The sequence below is a fragment of the Shewanella sp. 10N.286.51.B2 genome, assembly GCF_041469265.1.
Classification (GTDB): Bacteria; Pseudomonadota; Gammaproteobacteria; order Enterobacterales; family Shewanellaceae; genus Shewanella.
In genome coordinates, this window is sequence record NZ_JBFRKH010000020.1 from 27,268 (window position 1) to 45,404 (window position 18,137).

Here is an 18,137-nt window from a genome sequence, read left to right on the forward strand (position 1 = left end):
GTTCAACTTTTACAAAATGTTAATTATTGGTGTAAATGTGATTTAAATGTTACCGATAACATGGTATAAATCGAGCCATTAATAATATCGTCAGGTGTAAGCAGTATTGCTCGGGATAAAAAATTGCTACTTATATTTAATTATAATTTGCGTCCCATCGCTGAGTAGGGGAAAATATGTCCCCACAATTGCCCGCTAGACCTCATCATCAACAAGCAGGAGAGAGCATGTCATCTCGTAAAGAACTCGCCAACGCAATCCGTGCGTTAAGTATGGATGCCGTTCAAAAAGCAAATTCTGGACACCCAGGCGCACCAATGGGTATGGCAGATATTGCTGAAGTGTTATGGAATGATTTTTTAAAGCATAACCCAACCAATCCTAACTGGGCCGATCGCGACCGTTTCATCTTATCAAATGGTCATGGTTCAATGCTTATCTACTCTTTACTGCATTTATCGGGTTACGAACTTCCGATTGAAGAACTAAAACAGTTCCGTCAGCTGCATTCTAAAACACCGGGTCATCCAGAGTTTGGTTACACACCGGGTGTTGAAACCACAACCGGTCCTTTAGGCGCTGGTATCAGTAACGCTGTCGGTATGGCGATTGCTGAAAAAACCTTAGCAGCACAATTTAACCGTCCAGGTCACGACATTGTTGATCACAACACTTATTGTTTCTTAGGCGATGGCTGTTTAATGGAAGGTATCTCCCATGAAGCATGTTCATTAGCGGGAACGTTAGGTCTTGGTAAGCTAGTTGCATTCTGGGATGACAACGGTATTTCTATCGATGGTCACGTAGAAGGCTGGTTCACTGACGATACCCCTAAGCGTTTTGAGTCATACGGCTGGCATGTTATTGCGGGTGTTGATGGTCACGACAGTGATGCTATTCGCGCTGCAATCGAAGAAGCTAAGTCAGTAACAGACAAACCAACAATGATTTGTTGTAAAACTGTCATTGGTTTTGGTTCGCCAAACAAGTCTGGTAGCCATGACTGTCACGGCGCGCCACTTGGCGATGCTGAAATTGCAGCAGCTCGTGAGTTCCTTGGTTGGCCACATGCCCCATTTGAAATTCCTACTGATGTTTACCAAGGTTGGGATGCTAAAGAAGTTGGTATTGCTAACGAAAAAGCATGGGATGAAAAATTTGCAGCTTATAAAGCGGCAGAGCCAGCACTTGCTGCTGAATTTGAGCGCCGTGTATTAAACGGTGACTTACCAGCTGATTTTGAAGCTAAAGCTCAAGCATTTATCCAAGAGTGTCAAGATAAAGCAGAAGGCATTGCCAGTCGTAAAGCATCGCAAAATGCCATTGGTTTCTTCGGTGAAATGCTCCCTGAGTTATTAGGTGGTAGTGCTGACTTAGCGGGTTCAAACTTAACCCTTTGGTCTGGTTCAAAAGGTATTCAAGACGATCCTGCTGGTAACTACATTTACTACGGTGTACGTGAATTTGGTATGAGTGGCATCATGAATGGTGCATCATTACATGGCGGCTTTATCAATTATGGTGCAACTTTCATGATGTTCATGGAATATGCACGTAATGCGGTACGTATGTCAGCACTGATGGGCATTCAAAATATCTTTGTTTACACCCATGATTCAATTGGCCAAGGTGAAGATGGTCCTACTCACCAACCTGTTGAGCAATTAGCTAACTTACGCATGACGCCAAACATGACGGTATGGCGTCCATGTGATGCTGCTGAAACAGCAGTATCTTGGAAATCTGCGATTGAAACTCGCAAGTCGCCAACCTCATTAATCTTTAGCCGCCAAGGCCTAAAAGCCCAGGCTCGAACAGCTGAGCAGTTAGCCAATGTTGCTAAAGGTGGTTACGTACTGTCTGATTGTGAAGGCACAGCAGACGTTATCTTGATTGCCACAGGTAGTGAAGTACAACTTGCCATGGACTCTGCTGCTGTATTGACTGTAAAAGGTCAAAAGGTTCGCGTTGTGTCTATGCCATCTACGAACGTATTTGATAAGCAAGATGCAGCGTATAAAGAGTCTGTATTACCTTCATCAGTACTTAAGCGTGTTGCGATTGAAGCTGCACACGTTGATTTCTGGCATAAGTATGTTGGTTTCAATGGCGCAGTTGTGGGTATGTCTACCTTTGGTGAATCAGCACCTGGTGGCGACTTACTTAAACACTTCGGCTTTACTGTTGATAATGTCGTTAATACGGTTAACTCATTAGGTTAATCCCTAAGCGACTCAATTAAAGGGTAAACTTTTAGCCTTTTAATCTGTATAATGGCGGCCTGCAATCACTTGCAGGCCGTTTTTTTTCTAAATTCTGCTGAGTACTGTTAAGAGGAAGCTTAACCCTCAATGATCCGAGTTGCTATCAATGGTTATGGCCGAATAGGCCGTTCAATCTTACGTGCCTTATACGAATCGGGTAAACGTCAACAGATCCAAATTGTTGCCATTAACGAGCTTGCTAAACCTGCTGCTATCAGTCATTTAACCCAATATGACACCACCCATGGCCGCTTTCAAAACAGCGTTAAATTGCATGAAGACCAATTACATATTGGTGATGATGTCATCCAATTATTTCACCAAGCTGACGCCAGTAAATTACCTTGGGCCGAATTAGACATCGATATAGTGTATGAGTGCAGTGGCAGCTTAATTGAAAGGCAAGCCTGTGAAGCCCACATCTATGCAGGGGCCAAACAAGTGTTAATAAGTCACCCATCTTCTGCAGATGTTGATGGCACTATCGTATTTGGGGTTAATGACCACTTACTTCAGCCGCATCATACTGTGGTGTCAAATGCATCTTGCACCACCAATTGCATCGTGCCAATCATCGATGTACTGGATAAGCACTTTGAAGTAAAAAGCGGCGCAATTACAACAATTCATTCAGCGATGAACGATCAGCAAGTGATTGATGCCTACCATGATGATTTACGTAGAACCCGCGCAGCAGGTCAGTCAATTATACCGGTTGATACTAAACTTGCCCGTGGCATCGAGCGGATTTTACCGCACATGAAAGACAAGTTTGAAGCGATCTCAGTGCGTGTTCCAACCATCAATGTGACCGCAATCGACTTATCAGTCACCGTTGATAAACTGGTTGATATTGCCAGTGTAAATCATGTGCTAGAGCATGCCGCCAGCGGTCGTTTTAATGCTATTTTGGGTTATACTGATGAACCATTAGTATCGTGTGATTTTAACCACGATCCCCGTTCCAGTATCGTCGATGGTACCCAAACACGCGTCAGCGCAGGGCATTTAGTGAAGCTATTACTGTGGTGTGACAATGAATGGGGCTTTGCTAATCGAATGCTTGATACCAGTTTAGCGATGATTTGCGCTAAAAATAACGGTAATTAATTTATATTAATTGAGCGCTTTATCTTATGAGGTAAAGCGCTCAATTGTAACAGCAGCTTTGTTTTTAAATTAAAAGGAAATATCTCCATGGCTATTATCAATATGAGTGAGTTGGATTTGACCAATAAGCGTGTGCTTATTCGTGAAGATCTTAACGTGCCAGTCAGTGACGGTGTTGTGACCAGTGATGCACGTTTACGCGCTGCTTTACCGACAATTAAGCTGGCCCTTGAAAAAGGCGCCGCAGTGATGGTGATGTCTCACCTTGGGCGCCCAACAGAAGGCGAATTCAACGCTGAATTTTCTATGCAACCAGTGGTTAACTACTTACAAGCGGCATTAGACTGCCCAGTGACTTTAGCTGCTGATTACCTTGATGGTGTTGCTGCGAACATTGGCGAAGTGGTTGTGTTTGAGAACGTGCGCTTTAATATCGGCGAAAAGAAAAACGATGAAGCATTAGCTAAAAAATTGGCTGCATTATGTGATGTATACGTAATGGACGCCTTCGGCACCGCTCATCGCGCACAAGCATCAACCCATGGCGTTGGTCTACATGCGCCTATTGCTTGTGCTGGCCCGCTACTTGCAGGTGAACTAGCTGCATTAGGTAAAGCACTTGATAATCCAGCTCGTCCAATGGTGGCCATTGTGGGTGGCTCAAAAGTATCAACTAAGCTAACGGTACTTGAAAGCTTATCAACTAAAGTTGATCAGTTAGTTGTAGGCGGTGGTATTGCTAATACTTTCGTTGCGGCAGCAGGCCATCAAGTGGGTAAATCACTCTTTGAAGCTGACTTAGTTGATGAGGCTAAGCGTTTAGTGGCCAATGCACAAAGCCGTGGCGGCGATATCCCTGTCCCTACAGATGTTGTTGTTGCCAGTGAGTTTAGCCCGACTGCAGCGGCAACCTTAAAGTCAGTGGCGGATGTTGCTGACACAGATATGATTTTTGATATCGGCCCCGATAGCGCTGAAGCATTAGCAAAAATCATTGAAGCTGCAGGCACTGTAGTATGGAATGGCCCAGTGGGCGTATTTGAATTTGATCAGTTTGGCGCAGGGACTAAGCGTATCGCTCAAGCGATTGCCGATTCAAGTGCATTTTCAATTGCGGGTGGTGGTGATACTTTAGCGGCAGTGGATAAATACGATATAGCAGACAAAGTCTCTTATATCTCAACAGGTGGCGGCGCGTTCTTGGAATTCCTTGAAGGTAAAGAGTTACCAGCCGTTGCTATGCTCGAACAACGCGGCAAATAATAAGCACTAATAGCTTAAGCGGCGAATTTAATCGCGATTATCAGAGTTATCTCGGCACAACTGAGTCAAGATGAGTCGTGGTTTATCGCGAATAACGAGTAAAAATTGTAGTACGAAACCGATAATAATTAGAAAAAAACCGCTCTTATACTTGCTAGTTTACTGTTTGAGTGCTTGCTGACATAAGTTAACAAGCACTTTTACATCGGATATTAGCAAGATGTAAGGGTATAAAAATCAATCCAAGCGATAGCGACCTAGGTGAGTAATCACCCTATTTTTGGAGTAAAAAATGGCCTTAATATCTCTACGACAAATGCTAGATCATGCTGCAGAACACGGTTACGGTGTTCCAGCATTTAACGTAAATAACTTAGAACAAATGCGTGCAATTATGCAAGCAGCTGAAGCGACTGACAGCCCTGTTATCGTGCAAGCATCAGCGGGTGCGCGTAAATATGCTCGTCCACAGTTCCTTAAGTATTTGATGGCTGCCGCACTTGAGCAGTATCCAGATATTCCAGTATGTATTCACCAAGACCATGGTACTGATCCTGATATTTGTCAGCGTTCAATCCAGTTAGGTATGTCATCAGTGATGATGGACGGCTCTTTGATGGCAGATGGTAAAACACCTGCATCATACGATTACAACGTTGATGTAACTCGTCGCACTGTTGCTTTCGCACATGCTTGTGGTGTATCTGTTGAAGGTGAAATCGGTTGCTTAGGCAGTTTAGAAACTGGCGAAGCAGGCGAAGAAGATGGTATCGGTGCTGCTGGTATCTTAACGATGGAGCAAATGCTAACAACCCCTGAAGAAGCGGCGCGTTTTGTATCTGACACTCATGTAGATGCTTTAGCTATTGCGATTGGTACTAGCCATGGTGCTTATAAGTTCAGCCAACGTCCAACGGGTGATGTGCTGCGTATTGACCGTATTAAAGAGATCCACGCCCGTATTCCTAACACGCACTTAGTCATGCATGGTTCGTCTTCAGTACCACAAGAGTGGCTGCAGATCATTAACCAGTACGGCGGTGAAATCCCAGAAACTTACGGCGTGCCTTTAGAGGAAATCGTTGAAGGGATTAAGCATGGTGTTCGTAAAGTGAATATCGATACCGATTTACGTTTAGCATCAACAGGTGCAGTACGTAAATTCTTAGCTGAAAACCCAGCTGAATTTGATCCACGTAAATTCTTAAAAGCGTCAATGGAAGCAATGGCTGACATTTGTACCACACGTTATGAAGCGTTTGGCTGTGCTGGCATGGGTTCTAAAATTAAGCCTAAGTCACTACAAGCAATGTACAAAGCGTATCAATCTGGTGAGTTAGATCCGCAAATTAACTAACTTACTCAATAGTGCATACAAGATGTTCAATGGTTTTTTACTGCTGCTTTTTGTGTAACTAATTGATTAATAATAGTACTAAAAACCCAACCTTTCGCGTTGGGTTTTTTTATGGCTTTTTTTCTAAAACCACTTATATCCCTTAGGTAAATAGCGCAATATCGCCGCCCTTAAAAACGGACTTAATTTCATATTGATAATAAGCTGGGCGAAATCTCATAAATTATTGTTAAGCTTTAGAAGGAACTGACTAACCTTTAACCTATATTGAATATGACGTATGCACGCTAAACCCAATGCCCAGTTATCGCTTTTCTCCCTCACTTGGCCATTATTTTTTGACTTTGCGTTGCACTTTTTGACCGCAGCTTTAAATACATTAATGATTAGCCGAGTTTCTTATCAAGGGGTTGCCGCACTGTCAGTGGGCAACATGGTATTTGAGCTATCGATTACGCTTTTTAGCTTCGTCAGTATTGGCGCCAGTGTGGTGATCACTCAATATCTCGGTGCCAATAATAAGGCAACGGCTAGCGACGTTGTTTACTCGTCGATAGGGTTTAATTTATTAGTGGGTGTGGTTGCGGCATTAGGGGTATTTAGTGGTGCAGGATTAATTCTACATCTAATGAATTTACCTGCTGAGCTGATCCCAGATGGTAAACTTTACCTGCAAATTGTCGGTATTTGTTTAATACCTGAGGCGATGGCAATGTGTCTTGCTGCAGGGATGCGAGCCCATGGCTTTACCCAACAAGCCATGTGGGTCACTTTACTGATGAATGTGATTACCTTTTGCGGCAACTTGCTGTTACTTTACGGCTGGTTTGGTTTGCCGCAAATGGGCGTTGCAGGTGTGGCTATTAGCACGGTTGTAGGGCGCTTAGTTGGCATGACATTAATGGCTTACTTATTTGTTAAGTACACCAAAATCCAACTTAAACTGCTTGAAATTATCAAACCTAAAAAGCAGCTTCTTAATAAAGTTTTTCATATCGGACTGCCTGCAGCGGGAGAAAATATTTCTTGGATGCTGCAATTTATGGTGGTGACCGCCTTTGTGGGATTAATGGGCGATAAAGCCCTCGCCGCACAAGCTTTGTACTTCCAAATTTGTATGTTTATCTTGTTATTCGGCTTATCTATTGGCATTGGTAATGAGATTATTATTGGTCATATGATAGGCGCCAAACAATATCAAGCTGCTGAAGCACAAATGTATAAAGCACTCAAGATAGGGCTAATCGTCACCACTATAGTGGCGGCATTAGCTGCTGCTTTTGGCGAGCATTTAGTGGCCTTTTTTACCAAGGACCAAGATATCCTTACTATGGTTGGTCAGCTATTTATTCTAACTCTATTAATGGAACCTGGTCGGACATTTAATCTGGTCGTCATTAATGCCTTAAGAGCCAGTGGCGACGCTCGTTTCCCAATTTTTATCGGCCTTTTATCTATGTGGTGTATTGCTTTGCCTGGGGCATACTTTTTAGGAGTACATTTAGATTTAGGCTTAGTAGGCATTTGGTGCGCTTTGGCTGTGGACGAGTGGGTTAGGGGCTTATTGATGTTATGGCGCTGGCGCAGTGGGCGTTGGCAGCAAAAGTGCCTAGTGATGGCTTAGTGATAATTTGGCAGCGCTAAGCTGATGCAGCACAAGAGATTATAGAAAATGGTTTTTAGGGTTTTGTATTAATCGCTTTAATAGGTGAGTAGTTTTTTCATTTTCGCTATCAAAGTGTTAGAATTCGGTTCGATTTTTGGGGTGAGTTTGAAACTATTGTAATTAAAGGACTTGATGACATGAAAAAATTGCTACTTGCTGCAGCTGTAACTTTAGCTATGCCGTTTGCTGCCCATGCTGGTGCAGACTTTGTTGAAGGTGATAAAACCTTCGCTGGTGAGGCTGAATTAGGCGCAACACTAACAACGGGTAATACCGATACTTCTTCAGTTAAAGCGCGTTTAGGTTTGAAACAAGAATTAGGCAATTGGGAGAATGCATACCTGCTAGAAGGTTTGTATAAAGAAGATTCTGGTGAAAATACTGCTAAACGTTACTATGCCGGTGTTCAAGGCAACTATCAGTTCGACGAAAAAAGCTATATGTATATCACCGCAAACTATGAAGCCGATCCTTTTACTGGTTTTGATTACAAAATGATTGCTTCAGCGGGTTACGGTTACAAGTTTATTGATAATGAAAGAGCTTTTTTGAGTGCAGAAATCGGTCCAGGTTATATCTATAAGCAATTAGATGATGAGCAATCATTGGCATTAGGTTATGACACTGAGGACAGTGTTGTTGCTCATGGTATGATGAACTTTACCTATAAAATTACCGATAGCTCAACTTTTAGCCAACTGTTTGTTGCCGATTACGGTGACAACTTAGAAGGCCGCTCTGAAACTGCGCTAACGGCTAATATCATTGGTGCATTGGCAATGAAGTTTGCTGTTATTGTGCGTTATAACGATGCACCACTTGAAGATAAAAAGAGTACTGATACTGAAACCAATATGACTTTGTTGTATGCATTCTAATTAGTTTTTGGGGCAAGCGCCCTTAAAAAAATCGTCATATCAGAAACCGAGCTATGCTCGGTTTTTTTTTGCTTAATAATACAGCTTTATTGATACAAAATTAGCGCAAAAAAAAGCTCGCCAACTATTGAAAATGATTTTTATGTTCGCTAGGGGTGGTGGGTGGTGTTACTAAGTATCGGTTGATGTTGATCTGTGTTGGTTTCGGTGTGACTTTGATGCAACTTGGTTAACAGTTGTATGCTTTTGCGGGCCGTTGGAGTTGATTTATGTCGAAATTTCGCGGCGTAGTTCACGAATTTTAATCTTGTCTGACTATCAGTTGTGTGGATCACAAATAACTATTTACTGCTCCGCTATAATCTAATGATATATAGAGCAATATGAGATGGACTAGGCATGCAAATTGGGTGTTGTTGGTTTGATGATAAGCAAAAAGTGCTTAGCAACCAATCCAAAGCTACCACATGGCAGCTCAATAATAACGAATTCTGGGTGTTGAGCTTATTAGCAAAACATCGCGGACAAGTTGTGCCTATCGAAAGCCTCTCTTTCCCCACTGATGGCCAGCATCAGCAGCAAATTTCAGAAGAAGATTTACAACAAATAATTGTGTTGTTTCAGGATTATTTAGGCGCTTCTCATAGCAGGCTAATAGAGTTAATCCCCAATCAGGGTGTCATTCTTTATACTAAAGTCGTTTCTGGTAAGAATAGCCTATTTGATTCACCTAATAAGGTGATTTCTTATGGTCAGTATATTGTGATTATTTTGCTAACGTTAATCGCACTATTTTTTGTTCATTCACACCTTAATAATCAAGAATCGGTGAAGCCGGATGCTAGCCGAGAGTTTTTAACTCAACAAGGCAATGTTTCTAACCTGTATTTATATGCCTCTAAAGCCAGTGAAATCGATTTAGATTTAAGCAGTATTGCAGACCGTATCTCTAATCAGTTAAGAAATTGCCCCATCATGCCTTGGGATGCTATTTCCGCCACTTTGGCTGAAGATAATAAAGCCGTCAGCATCGTAATGAAAAAACGCCTACCCGATCGCTGGCGTTTTTATAATATCAAGGTTTTGAGGGATCAAGCTCAGCATAGCTTTGTAACGCCTGCGTGGCTAAAAAAGGTAAATATTTGTGGTTAAAGCAGTAACAGATTTTTTGTTAACTAGAATTGGTCGTGTTGTTTTTACTGTCTGTTTCATCGTAGTCTCTTGTATTTCGGTGTTAATGTTAGAGCAGTTTGCTGATACAAGAGATATATGGGCCTTTGATTGCCAGAGTGATTTATATGAATTTAGCGCTGACAAAGAGCATACAATCGAGCTTGATCATGGACCACTATTTTTAGCATTAACAGTTAAAAATAAGCAAATTCAGTTGAATTATTACAATGCCAAAGGTTCAAAAAACCATGAATATGCAACATTCGATGGCGATTTGACTGAACTAGAGGTTGGTGACATGACCTATAAATTAGATTTAGTGTTAACCGATGCTCAGTTTAACCAAAATAATTCCTATTTGAGAAAGTACCTCGCCAAAGAGCTTAAAACCACAGCGGCTCAGTTGCAAACTCAAACACTGCTGCATATAGCTGTTCAAGTCTTAGAAATGGATATTGATAATAAATATATCTTAATGAAATTTAAGCCCTACAATATGCTTTGGGCATGCCGTTTACATGAATAATGGTATAGTTTTAGTTATTTACGCCTCCTTTATCTGCTGAAATTCGTTATAGTTAAGGCAAGGCAAACTCTGAGATAAAATACTTCCATAGTGGCTAAAGTCAAAGTAAAGAAAGAAGAATCATTATCGATTAAATTCAGCCATCAAATGGAGGCTGGGCAGCAGCGCAGCTTTGATTTATATTTTTACTTACCCACAGAAATGGGGGTTGGCGAAAAAACCCTAGACGAAGAAGAGTATTACCACAGCGCAATGCTTGGGCGGCGGTCTTATTACTCTCAAGGGTTACACCTACCATTAGTACAAAACCGTTTTGCCAGTATTAATAAACGCACTAAAGAAGAGTTCCGTTTATACCTCAACTTATTTGCCTATCAATTTGCCGTAGCCATTGAGACTGATGCAAAAGAATTGCGTCTTATCACTGACCCTGACGACTTTTATCCCGCATTAACTGAATTAGGTGAGTCGGTCACGCAGTTACTTAAAAAGTTTCGCCGTAACGAGCCCAGCGATGAAAAGCTCAAATCCTACTTCAATAATGCTGACAATTACCTGTCCTGGTTTTGTGAACAACAACTGTTAAAAACCTTAGCTTATCGGCCGCGTAGTGCTGAATATAGTGATGTTAAAGATCAACTGGTGGCGTTATGCCGCGCTGAGCATCATTACCGTGAAGAGGAAAGAAAGTATAACTCATCCGGCACCAAGCAAGATGCTAATCGTATTTCAAATAAGATGCTGTTATTAAGGCGCTTAATACAACAAGGTGTGGTATTAAAGGAGGAGCTAAAACCTTTAGGCATAGGCTTGAAAAAGTTCGTGACGGGATTAGCTACGGGGTTAGTGATGATGGTGGTATCAGCACTGATCATTAAGGCCCAAGGGGTGTTTAGCGGCTTAACCATGAGTTTGGTGGTTACCTTAGCGGTGATATACGGTTTTCGTGAAATTTTTAAAGAAGATGTACGGGTTGCGATGTGGCGTTATATTCAGCGAGGACGTCCACGCTGGAGTCAGATTTTAAGGGATACCACCACCCAAGCCGTGATTGCTAAGCAGTTCGTATGGCTGGATTTTATCCGCACCCAGGATATTCCCGCTGCAGTCGCTGAGATAATGAAACAGCGGCATAGGCAAAATAAAGTCGATGCCGTGGTGCTGCATTACCGTATTGCTTCAAAGGTGACCAACAAAGAATTTGAAGCCGGCTACTCCAAAATCCAAGAGCAAGTAAACTTTAGCTTGGTGCCATTTGCCCGTCACTTAGAGCGTGGTAAGGCAAAAATCTATAGTGAACAAGATGGCAAAGTCAGTAACGAATCAGTAGAAAGGCGCTATCAAGTCAACCTTGTTGCAGTGCTAAAAGATGGCAAAGGCCCACTTGAATATGCCCGTTACAAAGTTATTATGAGCCGCTCTAGTATCATTGAAATTACTCAAAGCAAACTGCCAGGTGGGCTGTTAGAAATTGGCGAATAAGTTGCTTATTCGCCAATTAGACTTTAGCTGTAGTGATGATATAAGGCTGGCTATGATTAGCGAGCCTTACGGGTAAAGGCTTGGCAAATATTTTGGTTACCGGTTTGCTTTGCACGCCTTAATGCTACCTCTGCATTACTGAGATAATGTTCAAAAGACTGCTGCTCTAGATACCCAGAAATACCGATATTAATCCCTTCATTTAATTCATTTTGCTCCAATCTATCCATAATGCTCATGGCGTATTTGTGTGCTTGAACGGAATCACTTAGTGGCAGCAATATCACCAAAGAGCCTAGACGCCAATGGGCGATTTGAAAGCCTGTGGGTAAATCGATGAGTAACTGCATTTCAATGTCTTTTTGGCGTTGCTCTAAATGGTCTATATCACTGATGTGACTTATGAGCCCCTCAGGGTTAATGTCCATGATCAATAAGCAGGTTTGTTCACGGCTAGACTCTGTTAGGGTATTAAAATGTAGTTCTAATTCTGAAAGCTGCAATACCATTGAACTCAGTGGCGTTTGTTGATTAGGTAATTGTTTTAGCGCTGTTTGCGGCAATAGATTTTCAAAAGTACAGATAAAATACTCGTGTTCACCGTCGACAGAATGCTCCGAGCGAATATTGGCTTTTAAGCTAGTTGCAAAAGGGGTTTCACTGCTGGCGATTACTTGGCCCTTCCATTTCCCTTGCAAGCTGATGCGGCTATTGATATCGGCCCATTGTTTGGTGATGTCTTTACCTAACAGGCTTAAGATATTGACATTGCTGTCAGCAGCGAGGGCCATTAAGTTTTTAAATTTAAGGTTATATTTGAGTAATTGACCGCTGGAATCCGTTAATGCCGTGGCTACAGCGCTCTCAGATAATAACTGGTAACGGTATGCTTGATGCTTTGCTTGGGTAAGTTCGGTGATGTTTTCAAAGGTCACCAGCCAGTATTGCTCACTGTGTTTATTTTTATAGCTGGGCTGACAACATAGTGAAATAGTGCAGTTGTCATTATTTAAATTGACCACCTGCTTCCAAGTGACATTGTCACGCATGGCTTCAGTGAGCTGTTTATATTGCTCATCTTCTAATGACAATACGCGCTGTAAACTGCGCTCAAACAGTGATTCAATACTGGTTGATAGGGTATTAGCTGCTTGTAAATTGGCTTTGATGATGCGACCGCTAGTATTCACTATTAAGCAATTTTGATTACTGTTAAATAATACGCTGGCTAAATTAATACTATTGCTATTGGCGGTGCTTTCTAAATAGAAGCGATGCTTTAACACCAATAAACTGGAGGCTAACGCGGTAATGATCAAAGAGAAGCAAATTAACATATAGCGCCAGTGATCAAACTTTGCAGCGATATCCTCATGGCGAATATAAGACAGTAGATAGTATTCTCTTACCTCTGCATCTTGAGGTGCTACTTCAACCTTTAAAAACACAAAAGTGCCACTGTCAGTATGAAATTGACCAAAATGGGTGTTGGCCATGTGTTGCCATAATTCTGGGTATGACTGAATAATACTGCTGCCCAATGTATTAGGTAGTCTTTTCATGGGAAACTGCTGATTACCGCCCGCATAGAGCACGCCTTTAGAGCCAATAAGCAGTAATGGCGAGTTATGGTTAAAAAATGCCGGTTTAATGGATTCGAGTATTTCAGAAACCGAGTTGTAGGTCACTAAGTAACCGCGAATACTTTGGTCGTTATTTTCAATCCATGCCAACTGGTAAACATAAGGGGTTAACTTGCCATTTATTGGCACAAATTGAATATTGGAGTAGTAAGTGTCATTGCCTCCCATTGTATTGGAAGCTTCTAGAATAAATTCAGGGATAGTGACGTTACTAAAAGCATCTGTTGAGCTTATGCGTGGATTACCTTGGGGATCAAACAGGGTTAAACCTAATAACTCAGGAATATTGTTAAGCAATATGTCCCAGTTTTCTTCTAGCTTATGACGTTGCGCCTCAGATGGATTGGCTAAATATTGTTTCACAAGCTCTGCTTTCGCGAAAGCTTGGGTGCGAAATTGAAGGAAGTTAATTTTATCCGATGCGAGGGTGCCTACTGTTTGTATTTCACTATAACGCTTATCTGCCCAATCTTCTTGTAGGCGCCTTTCGCCTAACTTAAGCAGTAGCACAGTCAAAATGACAATACTTAACAGCATAACCAATAATTGACTAGACAGCGCTAATACATGTTGTCGCGCCCATTGAATATCTTGGGTGGAGATTAAAACAGACTTTGAGACGTTTTTATTAGTATATCTCTTAAACATTCACTTACTTATTTTTAACAGTCCCGGTAAGTGAATGTTAGCACGAATGCCCCATAAGGTTGACCTTAGAGACTGAGTTTTTCAGTAATTTTTTGTTCAAAGGTAAAAGTTACCATAAGGGCAAGTGGAGCCAATAATAAAGCTTAATCCAGAAGCCTCTTGGTTTAGTTAGCCAACAATATCCAGTTGACGACATTTAAAGGTTGCGCCTCGTTGCTCAACTAATATTTTACAACGGGCAATATCAACCCCTTCAAGGCCATTGATTGCCGACACATGTACATCACTTATAAAAGTGGGCGCCATTTCGATAAAGCTGAGTACAGCAGCAAATGCGTGTTTCAATTTGGGCTGACAATGCTGAATATACAGGGCTTCAGTATCGGCATTGAGCGATATTGACAAGCTATCAATACAAGATGCTAACTCAGGTAATATATTGCGCCGATGGAAAAGGTTAGCTAAGCCATCGGTATTTAAACGCACTTTCGCACCTGATTTTTTAAGCTGCGTAGCGACCACTAATAAGGTCTCAAGGTTTAAGGTTGGCTCGCCATAACCGCAAAAAACATACTCATCAAAGTCAGCAGCATTGCCTAATAAAGGAATAATATCGTCAGGCTTCACTTGCCTATCAAGAGATAATTCATATTGATGAACTTGTTTTGAGTCATTATGTTTGGGGCAAAACTGGCATCTTAAGGTGCAGCGACCAGTAATATTAAGGTAGCGACTGCCGCGAATATCATAGACTAAGGTGTTGGCTGCGGTATCATTTGTCGCCGTTGCTGTGGTATTCGTTTTTGACATTGTGGTTTCAGGCTTCATCTGAATATCATTATTGCAGTGTGATTAAATGATATTAACTCAAGCCAATATTGATATCTGTTTGTGAGTTCGCATTATTGGCTAAAGCGCCAATTTCATGAGCTTTAGGCATAAAAAAGGGAGCTAAGCTCCCTTGTTAATGTACTTGGACTAGGCGCTAATAATAAGCTTCATCGTCTTCTTTTTTCGGCTGCCACCACCAGTTAAATATCCGCCGCGTTAACTGCTTCACATCATCTAAAATGATGTACAGCACAGGCACTAAAATCAGCGTTACTACAGTGGAAAACAAAATACCAAAGGCTAATGATGTTGCCATCGGAATGACGATTTTAGCTTGCAGGCTTTTTTCTAACAAAATAGGTACTAAGCCAACAAAGGTCGTCATTGAGGTTAAGATTATTGCTCTGAAGCGATAACAGCCCGAGTCGATGGCTGACTCCATTAACGAGAAGCCTTTGCGGCGGGCGCGGTTAACAAAGTCCACCAAAATCAGTGAGTCATTGACCACAACCCCAGCCAAGGCAACAATGCCACAAAGGCTTAATACACTCATGGATATCCCAAGAATGAAGTGACCCACCAAAGCGCCAATCATGCCAAATGGGATCACCGACATAATGATTAATGGCTGGCTATATGACTTTAATGGAATCGCCATCAAAGCATATATGGTAAACATGGCAAAAAAGAACCCTTGCAAAAGGCCCAGCATGGCATCTTGTTCATCTTGACTGCCACCATCTAATGCGGCGTTGACCTCTTTGTAGCGCTCAGTCAATTGCGGTATAAATTCTTCTTGGATTTCACCAACCACTTTTGATGGCTCAACGGTGTTTTTGTTCACATTAGCGCTAATGGTAATCGCTCGGCGACCATCAACACGAGTAATTGATGCAAAGGATTCACCTAGCTCAATATCTGCCACCGTTGAAAAAGGCACAGCAACACCTTGTGGGGTGCGAATTAACATGTTTTCAAGGTGACCAATGGTGCGGCGCTGCTCTAATGGGTAGCGCACCATCACTTTGATCTCTTCTTTGTTACGAAGAATTCGCTGGGCTTCATAACCATAAAAGCCATAACGCACCTGACGGGCTAGATCTGACAGGGTTAACCCTAGTGCTTCGGCTTCTGGGCGAATGTTGAGTCTGATCTCTTGGCTACCAGATGAAAAGTTATCCGAGATATCGAACACACCTTCATAGGTGGCAAGTTTGGCTTTTAACTCTTTTGAGGCTTGGGCTAGTTGCTCTAAGTTACTTGAGGTTAATCTAAACGAAATATCGCCGCCGGCATCATTGGTACTGGCAGAAATATTAAGCTTTTTCACTGATAATAATTCAGGTAGCTGTTTACGCCACTCTTCAGCTATTGTGACACCGTCAATTTCACGATCTTCACCTTTTGACAGCTCAGCAAATATAAACCCAGAGCTACTGGAATTTATCGCGATAAAGCTGTGCTTTAACACGTCAGAGCCAGTCTCTTCGACAAACTTTTCATTCATGGCGTACAGCGCTTCTTCAACTTGCTGTACCACATATAAGGTATTGAGCTCGGAGCTGCCTTCTTCCATCTCAAGGTTGACTTGAATAAAGTCCGACGGAATATCAGGGAAAAATACCCAACGAACTTTGCCACTGGCAACCAGTGCGATAGATAAAATCAGTACCCCGACAAACACCGCCACAACGTTGTAGCGATTTTTAATACAAGTACCTAAAAAGTTGCGATAATTGTTGTGAATAAAGTATTGCAGCTTCTCATTAATCCACAGTTTAAATTTTGAGAATATGTTAGTTGGCGGGCGCTTTTTCTTCACTTTCATATGAGCTAAATGCGCCGGTAAAATCAATTTTGATTCGATAAGTGAAAACGCTAACGCTAGGATCACCACCATACCGATGGACTTCCAAATTATCCCCATAGGTCCTGACACCATGATCATCGGTATAAAGGCGGCAATTGTGGTGAGTACGCCGAAGGTTGCGGGCATGGCGACCTTTTGCACCCCTTTAATGACATTCTCTAAGGAGTGACCGTTGTTTTCTACTTCTGTGTAGGCACTTTCGCCGATGACAATGGCGTCATCCACCACGATCCCCAACACCAGAATAAAGGCGAATAGGGTTAACATGTTGATTGACATGTTAAAGGGCTCTAATGGCATCAATAATAAAGTGCCAAGAAAACACACGGGTAAGCCGACCATAACCCAAAATGCCAGTTTCAAGTCGAGAAACAAGGCTAAGATCATAAACACCAATAATGCACCATAAAACATGTTTGATAACATCATGTTTAAGCGGCCTTCAAGGTAATGGGTTAAATCTCCCCAGGTATCTAGCTCGACATTGGCGGGTAGGGTGGTTTTCTTATCGGCGATATAGCTTTTAACTTGCTCTGAAATCGTCAGCGCGTTTTGATCGTCAATGCTGGTGATTTCAATAATCGCGGCAGGTTTACCATTAAAGCGGGTGTATTCAATGCGCTCTTCGAAACCATCTTTAATGGTGGCAACATCGGGTAGCATGATACGGCTGCCATCTGGGCGGGTGGAAACCACAATGTTGGCAAAGTCGGCTCCAGTATAGGCCTGGCCTTTAGTGCGCAGCAAGATATCACCATCTTGGGCTCTAATTGAGCCACCGGGTAAATCTATCGAAGAGTTTTGTACCGCTTGTGCGACTTGAGTGAAGGTTATTTCATATTCACGCAGCTTATCTTCTGATAACTCAATGCCTATTTCATAATCTAGCACGCCATTAACTTGGGCACGTGTGACAGCAGGTAAATCGGTAATATCATCACGGATGCTTTTAGCCATTTCTTTCATCTCATGGAGACTTAAGTCGCCATAGACAGAGACCCAGATGACATTGTTTTCAGGTTTTATTTGGAAAATATTCGGCTTTTCTATGTTGTCAGGAAAGGTTGAAATCGCATCGATACGCAGCTTAGCCTCATCTAAAACTTGCTGAACATCATAACCGTCTTCAACCTCAATGGTGACTGTTCCTACGCTATCACTGGCAACTGAGGTGACCTTGGTAATACCATTAATATCTTGAATGGCCTCTTCGATTTTAATATTAATCCCTTCCTCAATCTCTTGAGGTGCAGCGCCAGGGTAGGCTACTGAGATCGTCAGCAAATTAAGTTCAAAGCTAGGGAAAACTTCCTTATTAATTAATTTGGCGCTGAATAAACCACCAATGAGCAGGGCTGCCATAAGTAAGTTAGCGGCAACACTATTGCGAGCAAACCAAGCAATAATGCCTTTGTTGTAATCGATA

General features: G+C 42.1%; 12 protein-coding genes. 9 read left to right on the forward strand and 3 right to left on the reverse strand.

The features are described from left to right. Positions 1–227: 227 nt before the first annotated feature. The 9 genes from tkt to AB4140_RS05860 all read left to right on the forward strand — a co-directional run bounded on the left by tkt (position 228) and on the right by AB4140_RS05860 (position 11,719). Positions 228–2,222, forward strand: a complete 1,995-nt coding sequence (tkt, locus tag AB4140_RS05820) for a transketolase (RefSeq protein WP_372000134.1) — start codon at positions 228–230, stop codon at positions 2,220–2,222. 129 nt (positions 2,223–2,351) lie between these two features. Further along, positions 2,352–3,374 (forward strand): erythrose-4-phosphate dehydrogenase, encoded by a 1,023-nt coding sequence (epd, locus tag AB4140_RS05825; protein ID WP_102439702.1) that lies wholly within the window; start codon positions 2,352–2,354, stop codon positions 3,372–3,374. Between the two features lie 87 nt (positions 3,375–3,461). After that, positions 3,462–4,637 (forward strand): phosphoglycerate kinase, encoded by a 1,176-nt coding sequence (locus AB4140_RS05830; RefSeq protein ID WP_102476933.1) that lies wholly within the window; start codon positions 3,462–3,464, stop codon positions 4,635–4,637. Positions 4,638–4,929: 292 nt separating this feature from the next. Beyond that, entirely contained in the window at positions 4,930–5,994 is a 1,065-nt protein-coding gene (gene fba / locus AB4140_RS05835) for a class II fructose-bisphosphate aldolase (RefSeq protein WP_303501728.1), read from the forward strand. Between the two features lie 280 nt (positions 5,995–6,274). Then, positions 6,275–7,618 (forward strand): MATE family efflux transporter, encoded by a 1,344-nt coding sequence (locus tag AB4140_RS05840; RefSeq protein WP_372000120.1) that lies wholly within the window; start codon positions 6,275–6,277, stop codon positions 7,616–7,618. A gap of 179 nt (positions 7,619–7,797) precedes the next feature. Further along, complete coding sequence (locus AB4140_RS05845) at positions 7,798–8,538, forward strand: DUF481 domain-containing protein (RefSeq protein ID WP_102439698.1); 741 nt, start codon at positions 7,798–7,800, stop codon at positions 8,536–8,538. Positions 8,539–8,937: 399 nt separating this feature from the next. Then, entirely contained in the window at positions 8,938–9,690 is a 753-nt protein-coding gene (locus AB4140_RS05850) for a hypothetical protein (RefSeq protein ID WP_102439697.1), read from the forward strand. Further along, positions 9,683–10,237, forward strand: coding sequence for a hypothetical protein (locus AB4140_RS05855; protein ID WP_372000122.1), 555 nt, complete (start codon positions 9,683–9,685; stop codon positions 10,235–10,237). Before AB4140_RS05850 ends, AB4140_RS05855 begins: the two co-directional genes overlap by 8 nt. Before the next feature lie 90 nt (positions 10,238–10,327). Further along, positions 10,328–11,719: a hypothetical protein gene (locus tag AB4140_RS05860; RefSeq protein WP_102439695.1), complete on the forward strand. Its 1,392-nt coding sequence runs from the start codon at positions 10,328–10,330 to the stop codon at positions 11,717–11,719. Between the two features lie 56 nt (positions 11,720–11,775). Here the strand turns inward: AB4140_RS05860 and AB4140_RS05865 are convergent, their stop codons facing one another. From AB4140_RS05865 to AB4140_RS05875, 3 genes are all read right to left on the reverse strand, one after another. Next, positions 11,776–14,010 carry a PAS domain-containing protein gene (locus AB4140_RS05865; RefSeq protein WP_102439694.1) on the reverse strand — a complete coding sequence of 745 codons (2,235 nt, stop codon included), beginning with the start codon at positions 14,008–14,010 and terminating at the stop codon, positions 11,776–11,778. A gap of 168 nt (positions 14,011–14,178) precedes the next feature. Continuing rightward, the gene (locus tag AB4140_RS05870) at positions 14,179–14,820 is read right to left on the reverse strand and encodes a TatD family nuclease-associated radical SAM protein (protein ID WP_372000136.1); all 642 of its coding nucleotides are present in this window, start codon (positions 14,818–14,820) and stop codon (positions 14,179–14,181) included. 175 nt (positions 14,821–14,995) lie between these two features. Further along, positions 14,996–18,136, reverse strand: a complete 3,141-nt coding sequence (locus AB4140_RS05875; RefSeq protein ID WP_102439725.1) for an efflux RND transporter permease subunit — start codon at positions 18,134–18,136, stop codon at positions 14,996–14,998. Position 18,137 lies beyond the last annotated feature (1 nt).

Bases quoted from the DNA above. Each gene is read 5' to 3' on its own strand.
- AB4140_RS05840 (WP_372000120.1), top strand. From the start codon at position 6,275: ATGCACGCTAAACCCAATGCCCAGTTATCGCTTTTCTCCCTCACTTGG.
- AB4140_RS05850 (WP_102439697.1), top strand. From the start codon at position 8,938: ATGCAAATTGGGTGTTGTTGGTTTGATGATAAGCAAAAAGTGCTTAGC.
- epd (WP_102439702.1), top strand. From the start codon at position 2,352: ATGATCCGAGTTGCTATCAATGGTTATGGCCGAATAGGCCGTTCAATC.
- AB4140_RS05830 (WP_102476933.1), top strand. From the start codon at position 3,462: ATGGCTATTATCAATATGAGTGAGTTGGATTTGACCAATAAGCGTGTG.
- tkt (WP_372000134.1), top strand. From the start codon at position 228: ATGTCATCTCGTAAAGAACTCGCCAACGCAATCCGTGCGTTAAGTATG.
- fba (WP_303501728.1), top strand. From the start codon at position 4,930: ATGGCCTTAATATCTCTACGACAAATGCTAGATCATGCTGCAGAACAC.
- AB4140_RS05845 (WP_102439698.1), top strand. From the start codon at position 7,798: ATGAAAAAATTGCTACTTGCTGCAGCTGTAACTTTAGCTATGCCGTTT.
- AB4140_RS05870 (WP_372000136.1), bottom strand. From the start codon at position 14,820: ATGTCAAAAACGAATACCACAGCAACGGCGACAAATGATACCGCAGCC.
- AB4140_RS05865 (WP_102439694.1), bottom strand. From the start codon at position 14,010: ATGTTTAAGAGATATACTAATAAAAACGTCTCAAAGTCTGTTTTAATC.